Genomic DNA, 15,665 nt, shown 5'->3' with positions numbered 1-15,665 from the left:
CCTGAATCCAGATTTGAGACCATCGGTTTAGCGTTCGGTGAAATGGGCGTGAAGCATGGCGAGGCGGTTCGAATATTTCTTTCTCGCAACTAAGGCTTCTTCTATGCCGACCGCGACAAAGTGAGTTTTGTGGTTGGGCTGCATCTGCCCAATCAAATCCATGTCGGCGCTAATCACAGTGCCGATGGTGGCATAGCCTCCTCCTGATACCGCATCCCTGTGCAATGCTATGGGCTCACGGCCCGCTGGGATCTGGATTGAACCAATTGGATAGCATGCGTCCACAATGTTGGACGGGTCCGCGCCTGCGCCGAAAGGCTGCTTGCGCTCTTTAAAGACAAGCTGCCTGCCGCCCTTGAATCGGTATCCCGTACGATCGGCCTCCGCCGACACCAGCCAGGTATCTTCAAAAAATGACCGTGCCGACTCTTCAGAAAGACGGTGGTGGTATAGCCCCGTCAAAACGCGCAGCTCATTTTCGGAGCCGTGTGAATTGATAAACTCGATCGGCAGGCGGTTTCCTTCTGAACGTCTGGCACTGCCAGGTCTGATGTTCAAAGTATCAGCCTTTTGCAAACGTCGTCCGTGTAGCCCACCGATGGAGCCGAGGGTATATGTCGACCGGCTGCCTAGTACAACGGGAACGTCGAAGCCACCCGAAACCGCCAGATACGACCTCGCGCCGCTCTTAACGAAGTCGAAGGAAAGCACGCTTCCGGCTTTAACACTAAAGGCGGTGTTGCAGGTCTGCGCGACGCCGTCCACTTTCGGCATCATCTCGGCACCGGTTACGGCGACAATTGCGGACGAACGAAACAGCAGTTGCGGACCGAGAAGAGTGCACTCGAGCACTGCCGCATCTGCGGAGTTCCCAACAAGGAGGTTAGCGGCCTGGGAGGCGAACTGGTCCAAAGAACCCGAAGGAGGAATCCCAACGTGATAAAAACCTTGACGTCCGATATCCTGTATCGAGGTTGCCAAACCAGGCTTTTGAACCTCAATGTCAGCAGATTCGTTAATTGGCATAGAAATCCTCTATAAGGGAACGGTTGTAGCCATCAGGGTCGCGCAGGAAATCTTCGAGCACGAAGGTAGCCGGTCTGATCCTTAGAGAGAAAGAGCCATCTTCCACTTCGGAAACCGCCCGATCATAAGCCTCACGGTCGATGGGCTTGAACTTTACGATATCGCCGGGGCGGAAGAAAACCATGAAATCTTTCAGGTAGTCGAGCCGCTGCGATGGGTCAAATATTGGTGCAGGCGTGAGTCCAAACATTTGATATCCGCCTGCACCGCGTACGGAATAAATAGCTGTAAAACACCCGCCATGGCCGACCGTCAATTTTGGCGTGTCCGTTCTGGGACTCAGGTACTTTGGCACTTCCAGTTGTCTATGCCTTTCGACCATCTGAAACATGAAAGGAAGACCCGCTACGAATCCCACCATGGAGACAAACCATGGGGAATCGGAATGCGCCGCAATGAAGTCCGCGACGTCGCTTTTCCCGTTTATACGGGCGGCATATTCAAGGTCAGTTGAAGTCGGGTCTTGATGACGTTCGCGAAACCGCATGAGTGTTTCGTGCGTCCACGGGTCGTTATAGAAGACGGGTACCTCTATAACTCTGGTTTCTATTTTGAGCGATGCATCGGAGATGCTGTCCTCAAGTTCCTTAAGCACCTGGATCACGGCGTTCGGAGCAATAAGGTCAGGGTTGAACCGAACCTGATACGAGGCGTTAGCAGGACAGATCTCAGTGATGCCGGGAACCTTGCAGTCTTTGAGCTCGCGAGTAACCGACGCACCCTTGAAAAATGCCTCAAGCGACATTTCTTCGCTAATCTCCACGAAGATGAATTCGTCCCCTCCGAATGTATATCGGAATGTCATTTTGTTACCTCGGCCGGTTGGGTATGGGTGACTCGAGCCGTATCTTCAACCAACTCAGCCGATTCCTTGTTCCAGTTCGAAACCCATCCCTCCAGAAAGTTGGTGTGGAAGTCGCCAGCACGCACGGATGGGTCGCGCAGCAGCGCAAGGTGCAATGGTGTCGTGGTCTTAACCCCGCCAATATTCAACTCACCTAATGCGCGAAGGCCGCGCTCGATGGCAGCGATACGGTTTTCATCGTGAACGATGATTTTGGCGAGAAGCGAATCGTAGAATGGAGGAATCTGGTAGCCCAAGAATAGGTGGCTGTCGACGCGAACTCCCGGGCCGGTGGGCCAATCGAACTGGTCAATTCGTCCTGGGCTGGGTCTGAAGTCCTTTAGTGGGTCCTCCGCGTTGATGCGAAATTCGATGGCACATCCGCGCATCACGACGTCGTCCTGATTGAATCTTAGCGGCTCTCCGTCCGCAATACGGATGGTTTCGCGTACCAGGTCGATACCTGTAATCGCCTCCGTCACCGGGTGTTCGACCTGAATCCGGGTGTTCATCTCGATAAAGTAGAACTCTTGTCGAGAATCGTCATATAGGTACTCGAGCGTGCCGGCACTACGGTAGCCAACGGATTGCGCGAGACGAGTTGCGGACTCACAAAGCTCACGTCGCACCGCGGCGCCGATTGAAGGAGAGGGTGCCTCCTCCATCACTTTCTGCCGGCGGCGTTGCAGAGAGCACTCCCTCTCAAAGAGATGAATAGCGTTCTTCCCGTCCCCGAGAATCTGCACTTCGATGTGTCGTGCTTTTGCAATGAAGCGCTCCAGATACACGCCGCCTTCGCCGAAAGCAGCCTCGGCTTCGCGCTGTGCCTTTGGAAGCTCCGAGTCCAATTCCTGCAGGTTGTTCGCGACCCTGATGCCACGTCCTCCGCCCCCAGCGGCGGCTTTAATCATGACGGGAAAGCCGATCTGGCCGGCTACGTCACGGGCCTCCGAAAGATCGTGTACTACCCCGTCGCTGCCGGGCACCGTTGGCACACCGGCCCGCTGAGCTGTTTCTCTGGCCCGCGCTTTGTCACCCATTGTGGAGATGACCGATGCTGACGGGCCGACGAAAACGAGTCCGGCATCTTCGACTTGCTGCGCAAAGCGGGCGTTCTCGGAAAGAAATCCGTACCCCGGATGGATGGCATCTGATTGCGTTTCACGAGCAGCTTCAAGAATCCTCTCAATATTTAGATAACTTTTAGCAGCGTGCGCGGGGCCAATATGAATCGCGCGATTTGCAAGTTTGACCGCAAGACTATCTTTGTCCGCGTCGCTATATACGGCGATTGCCTCCATCCCGAGTTCCTGAACCGCACGAACTACCCGAACTGCGATTTCCCCTCTGTTTGCGACCAGCACGCGCCGAATCTTTCTTGGGGTGTAGGGAGAAGTAACTGCTGTAAGGCTGCTCATATCATTCCTCGATGCGAATGATGACCTGACCGGCGTCGACCGGTTCGCCATCTTCCACAGTAACCTCAACTACTCTTCCGGACACGTGGCCTTCGACCTCGGTGAATTGCTTCATGACCTCTACCAGGCCGACAACCGCACCGCTAGCGACAGTGGAGTCGACTTCGACGAAGTACGGTTGATCTGGGGCGGCGCGTCGGTAGAAGGTTCCGGGTAGGGGACTCAGAATCTCGTGAATAGGCATTGATATGTCGCTCAGTTTTTGACATTAATGGGAAGGCGAAAAAGGTGCTTCAATTCTTATGCCATTTGCCTGAAGTGCTTCACGCGTCACCTTGATAAGTGAAAGTGCGCCCGGCGTGTCGCTGTGGATGCAAATCGAATCGAAGTCGATGTCGATATCGGCGCCGTCGACGGTTTTAACTTTTCCATCGATACACGCACGTACAACTTTGTCCGCTACCTGCTGGGGGTCTAGCCTTTGAACTCTGCGGGTGAAAACGATAGAACCGCTTCGATCGTAATCACGGTCCGCATAGAACTCACGCACCACCGGCTGTCCATACTCCTGTGCAATCTTGTACGTGATGGAGGATTGCATGCAGAACAGGAGAAGGCTTGGTTCCGTCTTCCTCAAGGTCTCGACCAGTAAGCGGGAGAGTGGCTCGTTTGACGCGGCGTGCATGTAAAGAGCGCCGTGAGGTTTCACGTGCTGAAGCGTGACATTCGCGACACGCGCGAACTCTCGCAATGCCCCGAGTTGATAAATGATGTCGTGCACCAAGGCTTGTGGTGTTTCATTGATATGTCGACGGCCAAAGCCAGCAAGGTCGCGAAAACCGGGATGGGCTCCGACCTGGACTCCCGTTTCTTTAGCGACCAGCACGGTTCTCGCCATGATGTTTGGGTCGCCTGCATGGAATCCCGTTGCTATGTTAGCTGAGCTAATGAGGGGCATAATCTCCTCATCAACTCCATCGCCAATTAGCCAGGGACCAAATCCTTCGCCCATATCTGAATTCAAATCGATACTCTGCTTCCCCATTCCTAACTCCCTTGAGCGGACGTCGACGCAAAGCTTGCGTCAGGATTTGTGAAGGTTAGCAGTCGGCAGAATGTCAAAAAAGTTCTGTTTTTCAATGTGAGATATCTGTTTTTTCTATTTCCAACGGTCCGCACATCGTTATAAGTAATTACCCGCGGTCCATTTGTAACGGAGCGGGATACAGACTGTGTGGAGGGGGGCGGCCCTTCGCCGATGAATGGCGCCCTGAAAAGTACGCTAACCCGTTGTCACGCGGCCCTTGAGATGGATGAAAACCTGCACAACGAGCGCCGATGCTCACGACCTCACGGCGGCGAAAGGGTCCCTCAGTAGAACGTCGACATCTAAATTTTCGATACCGTTGCATCCAAAAATACAACTGGTCTGACGAGAATGCCGCCTGTACAGTTCGCTCGACCTGGCGACGGTCGATGCTGTAAAGGCGGCATTCCCCCACCTTGGATGGCAACCGGTGCGCGCATGAAGCCATAGGCTGTGGCTAAACTATTCGTATAACTAATGTTTGTCATTGAGCGTGACTGCTCAATGATTTGATTCATCGGCGAAACCATGGAAGTGACGCGTTCCGTATGAAATCACGTCTGTTTGGAGAGATAGATGAAGCTGCGGCTTGCACTTGCTGCTGCCGACGCATCCGCACAAAGTACGGTCGCTCTCTACGGTTTGATTGAAAACGGAATCAGTTTGGGGGGCATGCCCTGCAAGCCGCGAGCGGCGTTTGGGTTCGGCTACCCCAGGTCGCCAATATGACCCAGTCGTCGACGGGAGCACATGCCGCCACGATGATTCGCCAGAATGTGACTGCGCAGCTCAACAACATACGGACTCGTCCATCAGTGGCGCCAGCAACGGCCAGGTGTCGTTCAAATCTCCACGGATAGGTGTTCGATCTTCAATCGGGACGTTTGGACGTGTTGGACTCGAAACGTCAGCGTTGCGTCCGCTGGCGGATTAGCGGCTTTGGGGCGTGGCATGCATACGGCGTGGCCCCTATGCTAACTGGCTCTCGGCTCCATAAACGCGTGCTTGAAATATTCCCGCACTGCCTGGATTGCTGGAGTAATTTCCATGTCCTTGCGCCAGGCTAGGCCCACGCTCATAGGAGGAACTACATCCTCAAGGAGCATGGTTTCGATGCGCTTCCCTTCGAGCGACCATGGCCGGTAGACCATATCGGACAATATGGCGACACCACTCCCGTTCGCGACCATGCTACGCACGGCCTCAACCGAAGAGGTTCGTAAAATTACGTTCGGTTGATATTGGGTCTGATTCCAATACTTCATCGCGGTCTGGGCAGCCTCATCGACGGTTAGCATGACGAATGGCTCTACGGATACGTCAGAAAATTTTACGCTTGCCTTTTGAAGGAGCGGATGATGCGCCCCGACCCACAGCCGGCGGACCGAATGCACAATCGGCTCCAGGATGAGGTCGGGGTTCGACACATTGGAGGTAAGCAGGACTGCCAGGTCGTATCTGCCCTGAATCAATCCCTCTTCGATAGCCTCCCGGTTGAGTTCGTAGAGTTGCACTTCGAGCTTGGGGTACAGCGAGTGTAGTCGCATCAGGTGATGCGGAAGAAAATATCCAAGTACCGTGTAGCTCGCCGCAATCGCGAGCTTCGCCGTCAAGGTACTCTCGAGGTTTGGCACGCGCATAGCTTCCTCTACGGAGGACAGGATGGTGTACGCATGATTCAAAAACCGGCGACCGGTGTTTGTAAGAACGACTCCATTGGCCGCGCGCAGAAACAACGGCGTGCCGAGAGAGTCTTCCAGGTCCCGGATTGCGGTCGTAACTGCGGACTGTGAGATGGTCAGTTGGATTGCAGCTTGGGATATCTGCCCCAACTCGGCGGTGGCTACAAAGTACTTTAGTTGACGGATGGTCAGCGACATGTTCGTTCCTTGTGCCTCATTAAATCCTTGGGTAGGGCCATTTCGCATCGCCGCTGTGAACGAAGCCCCAATATTTGCTTGCTACTCAAGACGCCTGAAGGGTTGAGCTGGCAGTGAGCAACGAAGGTTCAGTCGCATCTTAGATGAACGGTAGTCTGGTAAGAAATCATTTTGCGGTATGAGCTTCACTACCTACCGCGGGTAGCAGTCTGCCGGCACCGTTACTTGGTCTGATGGACGGCAACGCAGTGACGGATTGGCTTGCCGTTGCGGGCCGTTGGTCGATCAGGCGAGACACAACTGTCACGCTTCAATGCATCCTGGCGAATGCTGGCGGTGTGCGAGCTTTGGTCATTGCGTTGCTCCCGGACAAAGCCTTTTTCAGATGGTTGGCAGTCTCGACAGCAAAAAGGGGTTGAGGACCTGAATCGGGCGAGGGGATGTGCCTTGCAGCTGCGACTGGACACCTTCAGGTGGAACCCGGGGTTGGCCTTGTTGTCGCGAGGCTCCCGGGGTTGCGCCCGTGCGACTTTAGGAGCCGATGGCGGGCAGCCGTCAAAGAACAAAGCGAGGGAGGAGGCGGGCAAGACGGTCCATCGCCCCTTGACGCCTGCCCGCTATCGACTACGGTCGCGGGTCAAGGGCGGGAGCCTGAGAGCGCGGTGCATGCCATGCATCGGGTAACCGGGTAGGGTGGCCACAACCCGGCGATCTCATGCGTCGTCGGTCCGACATTCAGGCACCGGGTCCGCCCCGTAACCGGCCATCCGATTGTCAGAGCATCTTTCCGAAGGTCCGGACTTGCCCTTAGACCGGAGTTGGCGGACGAGTGACTTTAGAAAAACTTAACGATGACACAGGAAGACCCCTCTGTTCGCCATTTTTTTGAGTTTCTAAGCTAGGCCACGGTCGATTGCAACAAAAGGCCGGAGTTTCTCACCCGTCAACCCGACAGTCGCGCCCCGCCGAGCCAGCCTTGGCCTCGATGAACGCCGCTGTGCATGCGAACTGGAGTGCGCATGAAAAACGCGATTGCTGGTCTGGCACTACTGTTCGCCGCATTCTGTGCTAACGCCAACGCGAGCGATGCGGCGCAGCTTCGCTTCGGCGTCGATCCTACTTATGCGCCGTTCGAATCGAAAGCACCGTCCGGACAACTGGTCGGCTTCGAGATCGACCTCGGCAACGAAATATGCCGCAGGCTGAACGTCAAATGCGTGTGGGTCGAAACGGCGTTCGACGGCATCATCCCGGCGCTCCAGGGAAGAAAATTCGAAGCGATTCTGTCCGCGATGTCCATTACGCCGCAGCGTGAGGCCCGGGTCGCCTTCTCGACGCCCTTGTTCAATACACCGAGCCGGCTAATCGGGAGGCGTGGGCGTGACCTCAAGCCGACGGTCGATTCATTGCGCGGCAAGCGTGTGGGTGTCGCTCAAGGTTCCACTCAGGAAGCGTATGCGAAGGCGTATTGGGCACCTGCGGGTATCGACGTGGTGTCGTACGCCAATCAGGAGCAGGTTTATACCGACCTGCGCGCAGGCCGTATCGACGTCACGCTTACCGACATGATTGCCGGCAACCAGGGATTTCTGAAGACCCCGCAAGGCGCGGACTACGCGTTTCTCGGCGAACCCGTGACTGACGCCAAAACGCTTGGCAAAGGCGCCGCTATCGGCCTGCGCAAAGACGATACGGCCTTACGCGAGAAAATCGACGGCGCGATCGCCTCTATGGTCAAGGACGGCACTTACAGGAAAATCGAGCAGCGCTACTTCGATTTCGACATCGCAGCACCCTGATCAACTCGCGGCGTGCCGGCAGTGTCTGCCAGCTTGCCGGATTTCGCCGCCTTCAGATCAACAACTCCACCGACTGCAGCACGTTGCGCGTTTCCGGTGAAGTGGAGTTGAACCCTTCACGAATCGTTTCGATCAGGCATTCGATAAAGCACTCGGACGCAGCGCTTAACGGATGGCCGCTGCGCGAGATCACGCTAACCATCGCGTCTTCAAGTTGCTCACGCAGCGGGAAGACGCAGAGGTTCTCGCGCACCGCGCTCACTTCCACCAGCGGCCACGGAAATACGCTCACCATGTCCGTCTTTCTGAGCAGTGCGACGGCGATCGAGAACGAATGGGCCAGGTGAATTTGTCGTGGCACAGGCACGTTGTGGCGCGTGAAAATATTCTCGGCCTGCGGACTGTCGTTTGTCGGGTCCCACGTCAGTATCCAGTCCAGATCGGTCAGCTCCGCGAGTGAGCGGCAATTCGCACGGGGATGCCCTGCGCGCGCCACGAGTGCACAGGAAGAAGAGAAGAGCGGACGGTAGTGGAATTCAACGCCCAGGGCGCCTGGGGTCGGCCTGCCAATGAAGAAATCCAGGCTGCCATCGCGCAGACGCGGATTGGCAATAGGCAACAACCCTTCAAAGAATTCGAGTCGGATGTCGGGCATCCGTTCGCAGAAACGCGTCACTGTCTCAGGCAGAAAAGTCATCGCGATCCACGGCGTCACCGCTATCGCGAGCTTGCCTTGGGGCGCACCGCGCAGTGTATTCATGGCTTCGTGGGCACGCGCCATCTCGCCGACCATGAGGCGTGCGTGAACCAGCAGCGCCTGGCCGCTCGCGGTCAGGGTAACTCCCGAGGACGTACGCACCACCAGAGACATCTGCACGCTCTCCTCGAGTTGACGCAGGCTTTTGGTAATTGCCGCGGGCGAGGCGTTCAGCGCCCGCGCCGCGCCGCGAATACCGCCAGCGTCGGCGATGGCAACCAACGTACTGAGTTGATGGAGTTTCATGCGGTCTCAACGGTAAGGATCTGATGCAACGACGTGTTCGCTTCGGGTTGCCACGTTCACGATTCTAGCTCTCCCTTGTCAGATTCTGTCGCGATACGGTAGCGCCAGTCGAACACGTTTCAAACTAAACCACGGACGGCAGCGAATGAATACCCATTGCGATATGCAGGCAAGTACCGAGGAAATGATCCAGTTGCGCCAATCCATTCATGCGCATCCTGAATTGGGCTATCAGGAGTTCATGACGAGTGATCTGGTCGCCGGGCGGCTCGCCGAATGGGGCTACGAGGTGCACCGCGGGCTCGCGGGCACCGGCCTTGTCGGCACGCTGAAAGCGGGTGACGGCACACGCAGCATCGGTTTGCGCGCGGACATGGACGCGCTGCCTGTCAACGAACGAACCGGGCTGCCCTATGCGAGAGTTCATCCTGGCAAGATGCACGCATGCGGCCACGACGGCCACACGGCGATGCTGCTCGCCGCGGCAAAGCAACTGGCAACAACACGCGCCTTCAACGGCACGCTCAATCTGATTTTCCAACCCGCCGAGGAAGGTCTGGCCGGCGCACGCCGCATGCTCGAAGACGGCGTGCTCACGCAATTCCCGTGTGACGCCGTGTTTGCGATGCACAACATGCCGGGTTTTCCCGCAGGAAAACTGGGATTTCGCGCGGGGCCGTTCATGGCCTCCGCCGATCAGGTCACGGTGCGCGTGATCGGCTACGGGGGGCATGGCGCAATGCCGCACAAGACTGTCGATCCGATCGTGGTGTGTGCCGCCATTGTGTTTGCACTGCAGACCATCGTGTCGCGCAACGTGGCGCCGCTCGACATGGCCGTCATCACGATCGGCGCGATCCATGCGGGTGAAGCCTCCAACGTGATTCCCGATGAAGCGAACATGAACATCTCGGTGCGGGCGCTACGCCCCGAGGTTCGCGACGCGCTCGAACAGCGCATTCGCGACGTGGTGCAGGCCCAGGCGGCCGTGTACGGCGCGCGTGCGGAAGTGACCTACGAAGCAAACTATCCGGTGCTCGTCAACGACGCGGCTATGACCGACTTTGCGAGCGGCGTGGCGCGCGACTGGGTGGGTGACGAGGGGATGATCGCCGATCTGCAGCCGCTCACCGGCAGCGAGGATTTTGCGTGGTTCCTGCAGAAGTGCCCGGGTTGCTACCTGATCATCGGCAATGGCGACGGCGAAGGTAGTTGCATGGTGCACAACCCGGGCTATGACTTTAACGACGACATTCTGATGACCGGCGCGGGCTACTGGGTCCGGCTCGTCGAACGCTTTCTCGCCTGATCTTTTTTACCCGACAAGCGCTGTCGATCGCGCCAGCGTGGCGATCGATTCGAACTCAACAGAACAACAGGAGACTTCATGAAGCAGCTTCTTCTCTCGGCATTGTGCGGACTGGCGATGTTGCCCGCTGTGGTTCATGCCCAGGATCAGCAGGTGATCCGTTTCGGGGTGGATCCGAGCTATCCGCCGTTCGAATCCAAGGCGCCGGACGGTTCACTGGTGGGCTTCGATATCGAGCTGGGCAATGCGATCTGCGCGAGCCTGCATCAGAAGTGCGTGTGGGTCGAGCAGAATTTCGACGGCATGATCCCGGCGCTCAAGGCCCGCAAGTTCGATGCGATTCTCTCGGCGATGTCGGCCACGGCGGCGCGGCGTCAGCAGATCGATTTCACGAATCGGCTCTACAACGGCCCGTCTGCGTTGATCGCGCGCACCGGTTCGAAGCTGCAACCCACGGCACAGGCGCTCCAGGGGCAGCGCGTCGGTGTGGTGCAGGGCTCGACCCAGGAAGCCTTCGCCAAGACCGAATGGGAGCCGAAGGGCGTCACGGTGGTGCCGTACCAGACACAGGATCAGATCTATCAGGATCTGGTGACCGGTCGGCTCGACGCGGCGTTTCAGGCCGCGGTGCAAGTCGACTTCAGTTTCCTGAAGACGCCGCGCGGCAAGGGCTTCGCTCTCGCGGGCGGGCCGGTGACGGACAGCCGCGTGTCGGGTGACGTGGCGATCGGCATCCGTAAGGGCGATGCACCGCTCGAAACGCGCATCAATCAGGCGATCGACACGATCCGTCACGACGGTGTGTATCAGAAGGTCGCCGCGAAGTACTTCAATTTCAATATCTACGGCGACTGAAATCAGCGTCCCGTCGACGATCTTTCAAATGGAGTCAGGCATGTTGGATAGCGTGAGCGCGCGTATCGCGCGGGCGGTGACGCCGCAACTGGTCGAAGATTTTCGCCGCGATGGCGCAGTATGTATCCGCAACATTTTTACGGAAGACGAAGTCGCGTTGCTGGGTTCCGGCATCGAGCGCAATCTGCAAACGCCGAGCCCGCGCGCGAAGGTAGCAAGCAGGCCTGACGATCCGGGCTGGTTCTTCGAAGACTTCTGCAACTGGCAGGAAAACGAGGCTTATCGCGCGTTTATTTTCAACTCGGCGGCGCCCGCGGTGGCCGGTGCGTTGCTCGACTGCGAGACGGTGCGGCTGCATCACGATCATCTGCTGGTGAAGGAGCCGAATACACGGCAGCGCACGCCCTGGCATCAGGATCAGCCGTACTACAACATCGTCGGCAGTGACAACGTGAGCATGTGGATTCCGGTCGATCCGGTCACGCGCGAGTCGACCCTGGAGTTCGTCGCGGGTTCGCATCTTGGCCCCTGGCTGATGCCGCGCACCTTCATGGATAACGAAGCCAGGTGGTTTCCCGAAGGCAGCCTCGCCGATTTGCCGGACGTAGAAGCGGATCGCGCGGCGTTTCCGATTGTGGGCTGGGCACTCCAGCCCGGCGACATGGTGTGCTTCAACATGCTGACGCTCCATGCTTCCGGCGGCGTGAGTGGGCAGACACGCCGGCGTGCATTCTCGGTGCGTTTCGTCGGCGACGACATTCGCCATGCGCCACGCCGGTGGCGCACCTCTCCTGACTTTCCGGGTCTCGCAGAAACACTGCCCGAAGGCGCACCGCTGGAGCATCCGCTGTTTCCCGTCGTATGGAAGAACGCTCGGCGCAATACATAACGAATCAAAAAATGACAAAGAGGGAGATGAGTATGAGAAAGGCTGTACTGGGTTTATGTCTGGTGGGTGGCGCGAGTTGGGGTCCGTCACAAGTTCTGAGTGGACCTTGGCCTTTCAGGCGGGCAGTGTGAGGCGGTGCTACGGCGCCGCCTCACCGGGAACCTGCAGCATCTGGTCGTTGATCTGCTGCTGCTCTTTCGCCCGCGTCAGGAGCCAGCGATGGAAACTGCGGCATTGGGGCTGGTCGAACGCGGTTTTCTTCCACGTCAGAAAGTAGGGCCACGGCAAGGGGAGTCCGTATTTGAACGGGACGACGAGGCGGCCGGCGGCCACGTCGTCGCAGATCATCGAGGTTTGCGCGAGCACGAAGCCGTGACCGTCGATCGCCGCCTCAATCGCCACGCTCGACAACGAGAACACATGCCGGGGGTTTTGCAGCGTGGCGCAGTCCACCTTGCTGGCTTCGAACCAGTCGCGCCATGAGGGCGGCGACGCGAATTTCGGCAACCAGTCCACGGCGATCAGCGGATACGCGAGGATGTCCGCAGGCGTAGCGAGCGACGCATCCGCATGCAGTAATTGCGGGCTGCACACCGGCACAACGCTGTCGCGGAACAGTTCGATGGCGTTCTCGACGTCCGCGACCCGGTCGCCGTAGCTAATCCGGAAATCGATCTCATAGCCTTCGGGCGACGGCTCGGTGTGCGTGCCGTCGAGGTAGACGCTCAACTCCGGATGCTGCGCCTGCCATTCCATGACGCGCGCCGCGAGCCACTTGGAGAGCAAGGAGGGCAATGCGCTGACGCTCAGATTGCGGACGTTTTTTGAGCGCTCGATCTCCGCATGCGCGACGCGCAGGCTCTCGAATGCCGCCGCGCAACTTTCGTGGTACTGCCGACCGATCGTGGTGAGCCGCAGCCGTTTGCCGTCCTTTTGCAGGAGGCTCAAGCCCAGCGTGTCCTCGAGCAGCTTCATCTGCTGGCTCACGGCGCCGGCCGAGATGCCGAGACGTCTGGCGGCTTCCGCCACGCCGCCGCAACGGCCCACGGCTTCGAATACCTGCAGCGCGCGCAGGGGTGGCAGCGTGCTCATGACGTTTCCTTCTTCGAGGACGGATTGGGGATGTGAGTTTAGAAATTCTAAAAGAACAGCCAGCTTTAGACATCTATTCTTTTATGTTTTGGCTTTTTATCCTTCGGTCATGCTCGATAGCGAAGCCGATGAGGCGTAGCCGGGGCGGACTGAACCGGAGACAGTGGACATGTTTTTGAAGAACGCGTGGTATGTGGCGGCATGGGACACGGAACTGACGCAAAGCCTTCTGCCCGTCACGATTCTCGACGAGCCGGTCGTGCTCTACCGCAAGGCGGATGGCACACCCGTAGCGCTCGAAGATGCCTGCCCGCATCGCAAGTTGCCGCTCTCGATGGGACGGCTGATCGACGACACGCTCGAGTGCGGCTATCACGGTCTTACATTCGACTGTTCCGGTGCCTGCGTGAAGGCACCCGGCTCGCAGCGTATTCCCGCGGGCGCGCAGGTGCGCAGCTATCCGCTTGCTGAACGCTATGGTCTGGTGTGGATCTGGATGGGTGACGCGAGCGCTGCGGACCCGGACAAGATCGTGCGGATCGAAGAGTGGGGCGACCCTGCGTGGGGCGTCAATCGTGGCGACGCCATGACGGTGGATTGCCATTACCTGTATATCACCGACAACCTGCTCGATCCATCGCACGTCGCGTGGGTGCATCGTTCATCGTTTGGCAATGCCGCGTGCGAGGCGGAACCGCTGAAGACCGTCGTCGCCGAAAACGGCGTGACCGTGTCGCGCTGGATGCGCGATGTCGAAGTCGCGCCGTTCTACGCGAAGTTCGTCAGGTTCGCGGGGAATTGCGATCGTAAACAGCATTATGAAGTGCGCTTTCCTTCACACGCCATCATCAAGGCGATTTTCACGCCGGCCGGCACGGGCAGTGACGACGCACCGCCGCATGCCGATCTGTTCCTGATGAACTCGTATAACTTCATGACGCCCGTGGATGACGCGCGCACCCGGTACTACTGGTTCCAGACGCGCAACTTCGATCCGGACGACGAAGACATCTCGCGCCAGTTCGACGAGGACGTGCGCCACGCGTTTGAAGAAGACCGCGTGGTGCTGACAGCCGTGCATCGGGGCATGGCGCGAAAGCGCAAACCGAACATCGATCTGGCGATCGATTCCGGGCCGTTGCGTTTCCGGCGTGCGCTTGCGCAGATGATCGAACGGGAACCCGTGGCGGACCCGGCGGGCGCGCCGGTGTATGTTGTCGACCGGCGGGAAGCGGGGCAGTGATATGACGGTTCGGATCGTGAATGAGACGGACGTTTCCGCACGCGGTTTCGAGCGCTTTCGCGTGGTTCGGCGGAGTCAGGAAAGTCAGTCCATTGTGTCGTTCGAACTGGTTCCCGTAGACGCGGAAAGGTCTCTCTCGTTCGTGGCGGGACAGTTCGTCGCGGTGCGGCTGACGTTGCGCGACGGCGAATCATTGCTGCGCCATTACAGCTTGTCGGGCGATCCCGCCGATACCACGCGTTGGCGCATTTCGGTCAAACTCGAAAGCACGCCACCTGGGCGCGGCTCGACGCATCTTCACGAATGTATTGGTGTGGGCGGCGAACTGGAACTGGCTGGTCCGGCAGGCACATTCGTCTGCGACGAGGACAACGGGCGGCCGGTGCTTCTGATGAGCGGTGGCGTGGGCGTGACCCCGCACGTGAGTATGCTGCATCGTCTGACGCATGCGTCGACGCGGCGCGTGCACGTTATTCATGCGTGCGAGAACAGCGTAGTGCATGCGTTCGGCGACGAGATACGCAGGCTCGCCGCGATGCGCGACGGTATCCACACACATGTCTGCTATCGCAACCCTCTTACGGGCGACGAAGCGAGCGGAGCCTGTGACAGCACGGGGCTGCTGACGAAAGAGACGCTGCAATCGCTGCTGCCGCTCGATGACTACGAAGTCTATCTATGCGGGCCGCCGGGTTTCATGCAGGCGAACTGGAGTCTATTGCGGGGGCTGGGTATCGCACGCGAACGGATCCACTACGAGTTCTTCGGTCCAGCTACTGTGCTTGAAGACCACGCGGGCGATGGATCCGATGCCGTTCAGTCAGCGCCAGGCATGGCAATGCCCGGGCCTTCGAGCAGTAGCGCGGTTACAGTACAGTTTCACCCGCAGGCCGACCCCCTGCCGTGGGATTCGTCCTGTCATTCTTTGCTGGAAATGGCCGAACAGGCCGGCTACGCGCCGCCCTTCAATTGCCGGGCCGGTATTTGCAGTGCGTGTTTGACGCCGCTATTAGCGGGGGAAGTCGACTATATTGAGGAGCCGCTAGTCCCGCCGCCCGACGGCGAGGTGCTGCTTTGCTGCACGCGGCCTGTCACGCCACTCACGTTGGCGCTACAGCCTTAGCGTGCATGACCCATTGATTCATGGCACGGTGAACCCG

At 58.3% G+C, this 15,665-nt stretch carries 14 protein-coding genes; 6 read left to right on the top strand and 8 right to left on the bottom strand.

What is annotated here, in order from left to right; translation table 11 throughout:
* Positions 1-27: 27 nt before the first annotated feature.
* From GH665_RS12155 to GH665_RS12130, 6 genes are all read right to left on the bottom strand, one after another.
* On the bottom strand, positions 28-1,026 hold the full coding sequence (locus GH665_RS12155; protein ID WP_153136058.1) for a 5-oxoprolinase subunit C family protein: 999 nt from the start codon (positions 1,024-1,026) through the stop codon (positions 28-30).
* The gene (locus GH665_RS12150) at positions 1,016-1,891 is read right to left on the bottom strand and encodes a 5-oxoprolinase subunit B family protein (RefSeq protein WP_153136057.1); all 876 of its coding nucleotides are present in this window, start codon (positions 1,889-1,891) and stop codon (positions 1,016-1,018) included. Before GH665_RS12150 ends, GH665_RS12155 begins: the two co-directional genes overlap by 11 nt.
* On the bottom strand, positions 1,888-3,348 hold the full coding sequence (locus GH665_RS12145; protein WP_153136056.1) for an acetyl-CoA carboxylase biotin carboxylase subunit: 1,461 nt from the start codon (positions 3,346-3,348) through the stop codon (positions 1,888-1,890). The genes GH665_RS12150 and GH665_RS12145 overlap by 4 nt, the downstream gene beginning before the upstream one ends.
* Before the next feature lies 1 nt (position 3,349).
* The gene (locus GH665_RS12140) at positions 3,350-3,592 is read right to left on the bottom strand and encodes an acetyl-CoA carboxylase (protein ID WP_153136055.1); all 243 of its coding nucleotides are present in this window, start codon (positions 3,590-3,592) and stop codon (positions 3,350-3,352) included.
* Between the two features lie 24 nt (positions 3,593-3,616).
* The gene (locus tag GH665_RS12135) at positions 3,617-4,393 is read right to left on the bottom strand and encodes a 5-oxoprolinase subunit PxpA (RefSeq protein ID WP_153136054.1); all 777 of its coding nucleotides are present in this window, start codon (positions 4,391-4,393) and stop codon (positions 3,617-3,619) included.
* Between the two features lie 1,016 nt (positions 4,394-5,409).
* Positions 5,410-6,315, bottom strand: coding sequence for a LysR family transcriptional regulator (locus GH665_RS12130; protein WP_153136053.1), 906 nt, complete (start codon positions 6,313-6,315; stop codon positions 5,410-5,412).
* A gap of 1,019 nt (positions 6,316-7,334) precedes the next feature.
* On the opposite strand from GH665_RS12130, the gene GH665_RS12125 reads away from it, so the two are divergent.
* The gene (locus tag GH665_RS12125; RefSeq protein ID WP_153136052.1) at positions 7,335-8,114 is read left to right on the top strand and encodes an ABC transporter substrate-binding protein; all 780 of its coding nucleotides are present in this window, start codon (positions 7,335-7,337) and stop codon (positions 8,112-8,114) included.
* A gap of 52 nt (positions 8,115-8,166) precedes the next feature.
* Here the strand turns inward: GH665_RS12125 and GH665_RS12120 are convergent, their stop codons facing one another.
* Positions 8,167-9,117: a LysR substrate-binding domain-containing protein gene (locus GH665_RS12120; protein ID WP_153136051.1), complete on the bottom strand. Its 951-nt coding sequence runs from the start codon at positions 9,115-9,117 to the stop codon at positions 8,167-8,169.
* A gap of 145 nt (positions 9,118-9,262) precedes the next feature.
* Here GH665_RS12120 and GH665_RS12115 point away from each other — a divergent pair, with 145 nt between their 5' ends.
* The 3 genes from GH665_RS12115 (at position 9,263) to GH665_RS12105 (ending at position 12,170) form a co-directional block, all read left to right on the top strand.
* A complete protein-coding gene (locus GH665_RS12115) occupies positions 9,263-10,426 on the top strand; it encodes a M20 aminoacylase family protein (protein ID WP_153136050.1) in 1,164 nt (387 codons plus the stop codon).
* Between the two features lie 78 nt (positions 10,427-10,504).
* On the top strand, positions 10,505-11,281 hold the full coding sequence (locus tag GH665_RS12110) for an ABC transporter substrate-binding protein (protein ID WP_153136049.1): 777 nt from the start codon (positions 10,505-10,507) through the stop codon (positions 11,279-11,281).
* 40 nt (positions 11,282-11,321) lie between these two features.
* Positions 11,322-12,170 carry a phytanoyl-CoA dioxygenase family protein gene (locus tag GH665_RS12105; protein ID WP_153136048.1) on the top strand — a complete coding sequence of 283 codons (849 nt, stop codon included), beginning with the start codon at positions 11,322-11,324 and terminating at the stop codon, positions 12,168-12,170.
* Positions 12,171-12,308: 138 nt separating this feature from the next.
* Here GH665_RS12105 and GH665_RS12100 read toward each other — a convergent pair whose 3' ends face one another.
* On the bottom strand, positions 12,309-13,262 hold the full coding sequence (locus tag GH665_RS12100; RefSeq protein ID WP_153136047.1) for a LysR substrate-binding domain-containing protein: 954 nt from the start codon (positions 13,260-13,262) through the stop codon (positions 12,309-12,311).
* Between the two features lie 169 nt (positions 13,263-13,431).
* Between GH665_RS12100 and GH665_RS12095 the strand changes: the two genes are divergently transcribed.
* Both GH665_RS12095 and GH665_RS12090 read left to right on the top strand, forming a co-directional pair.
* On the top strand, positions 13,432-14,505 hold the full coding sequence (locus tag GH665_RS12095) for an aromatic ring-hydroxylating dioxygenase subunit alpha (protein ID WP_153136046.1): 1,074 nt from the start codon (positions 13,432-13,434) through the stop codon (positions 14,503-14,505).
* Position 14,506: 1 nt separating this feature from the next.
* The gene (locus tag GH665_RS12090) at positions 14,507-15,628 is read left to right on the top strand and encodes a 2Fe-2S iron-sulfur cluster-binding protein (RefSeq protein ID WP_153136045.1); all 1,122 of its coding nucleotides are present in this window, start codon (positions 14,507-14,509) and stop codon (positions 15,626-15,628) included.
* The last annotated feature ends 37 nt before the right edge of the window (positions 15,629-15,665 follow it).

The sequence above is a fragment of the Paraburkholderia agricolaris genome (assembly GCF_009455635.1).
GTDB classification, from domain to species: Bacteria; Pseudomonadota; Gammaproteobacteria; order Burkholderiales; family Burkholderiaceae; genus Paraburkholderia; species Paraburkholderia agricolaris.
The sequence above is the reverse complement of the archived record's forward strand: the minus strand, read 5'-3'. Positions and strand labels throughout refer to the sequence as shown.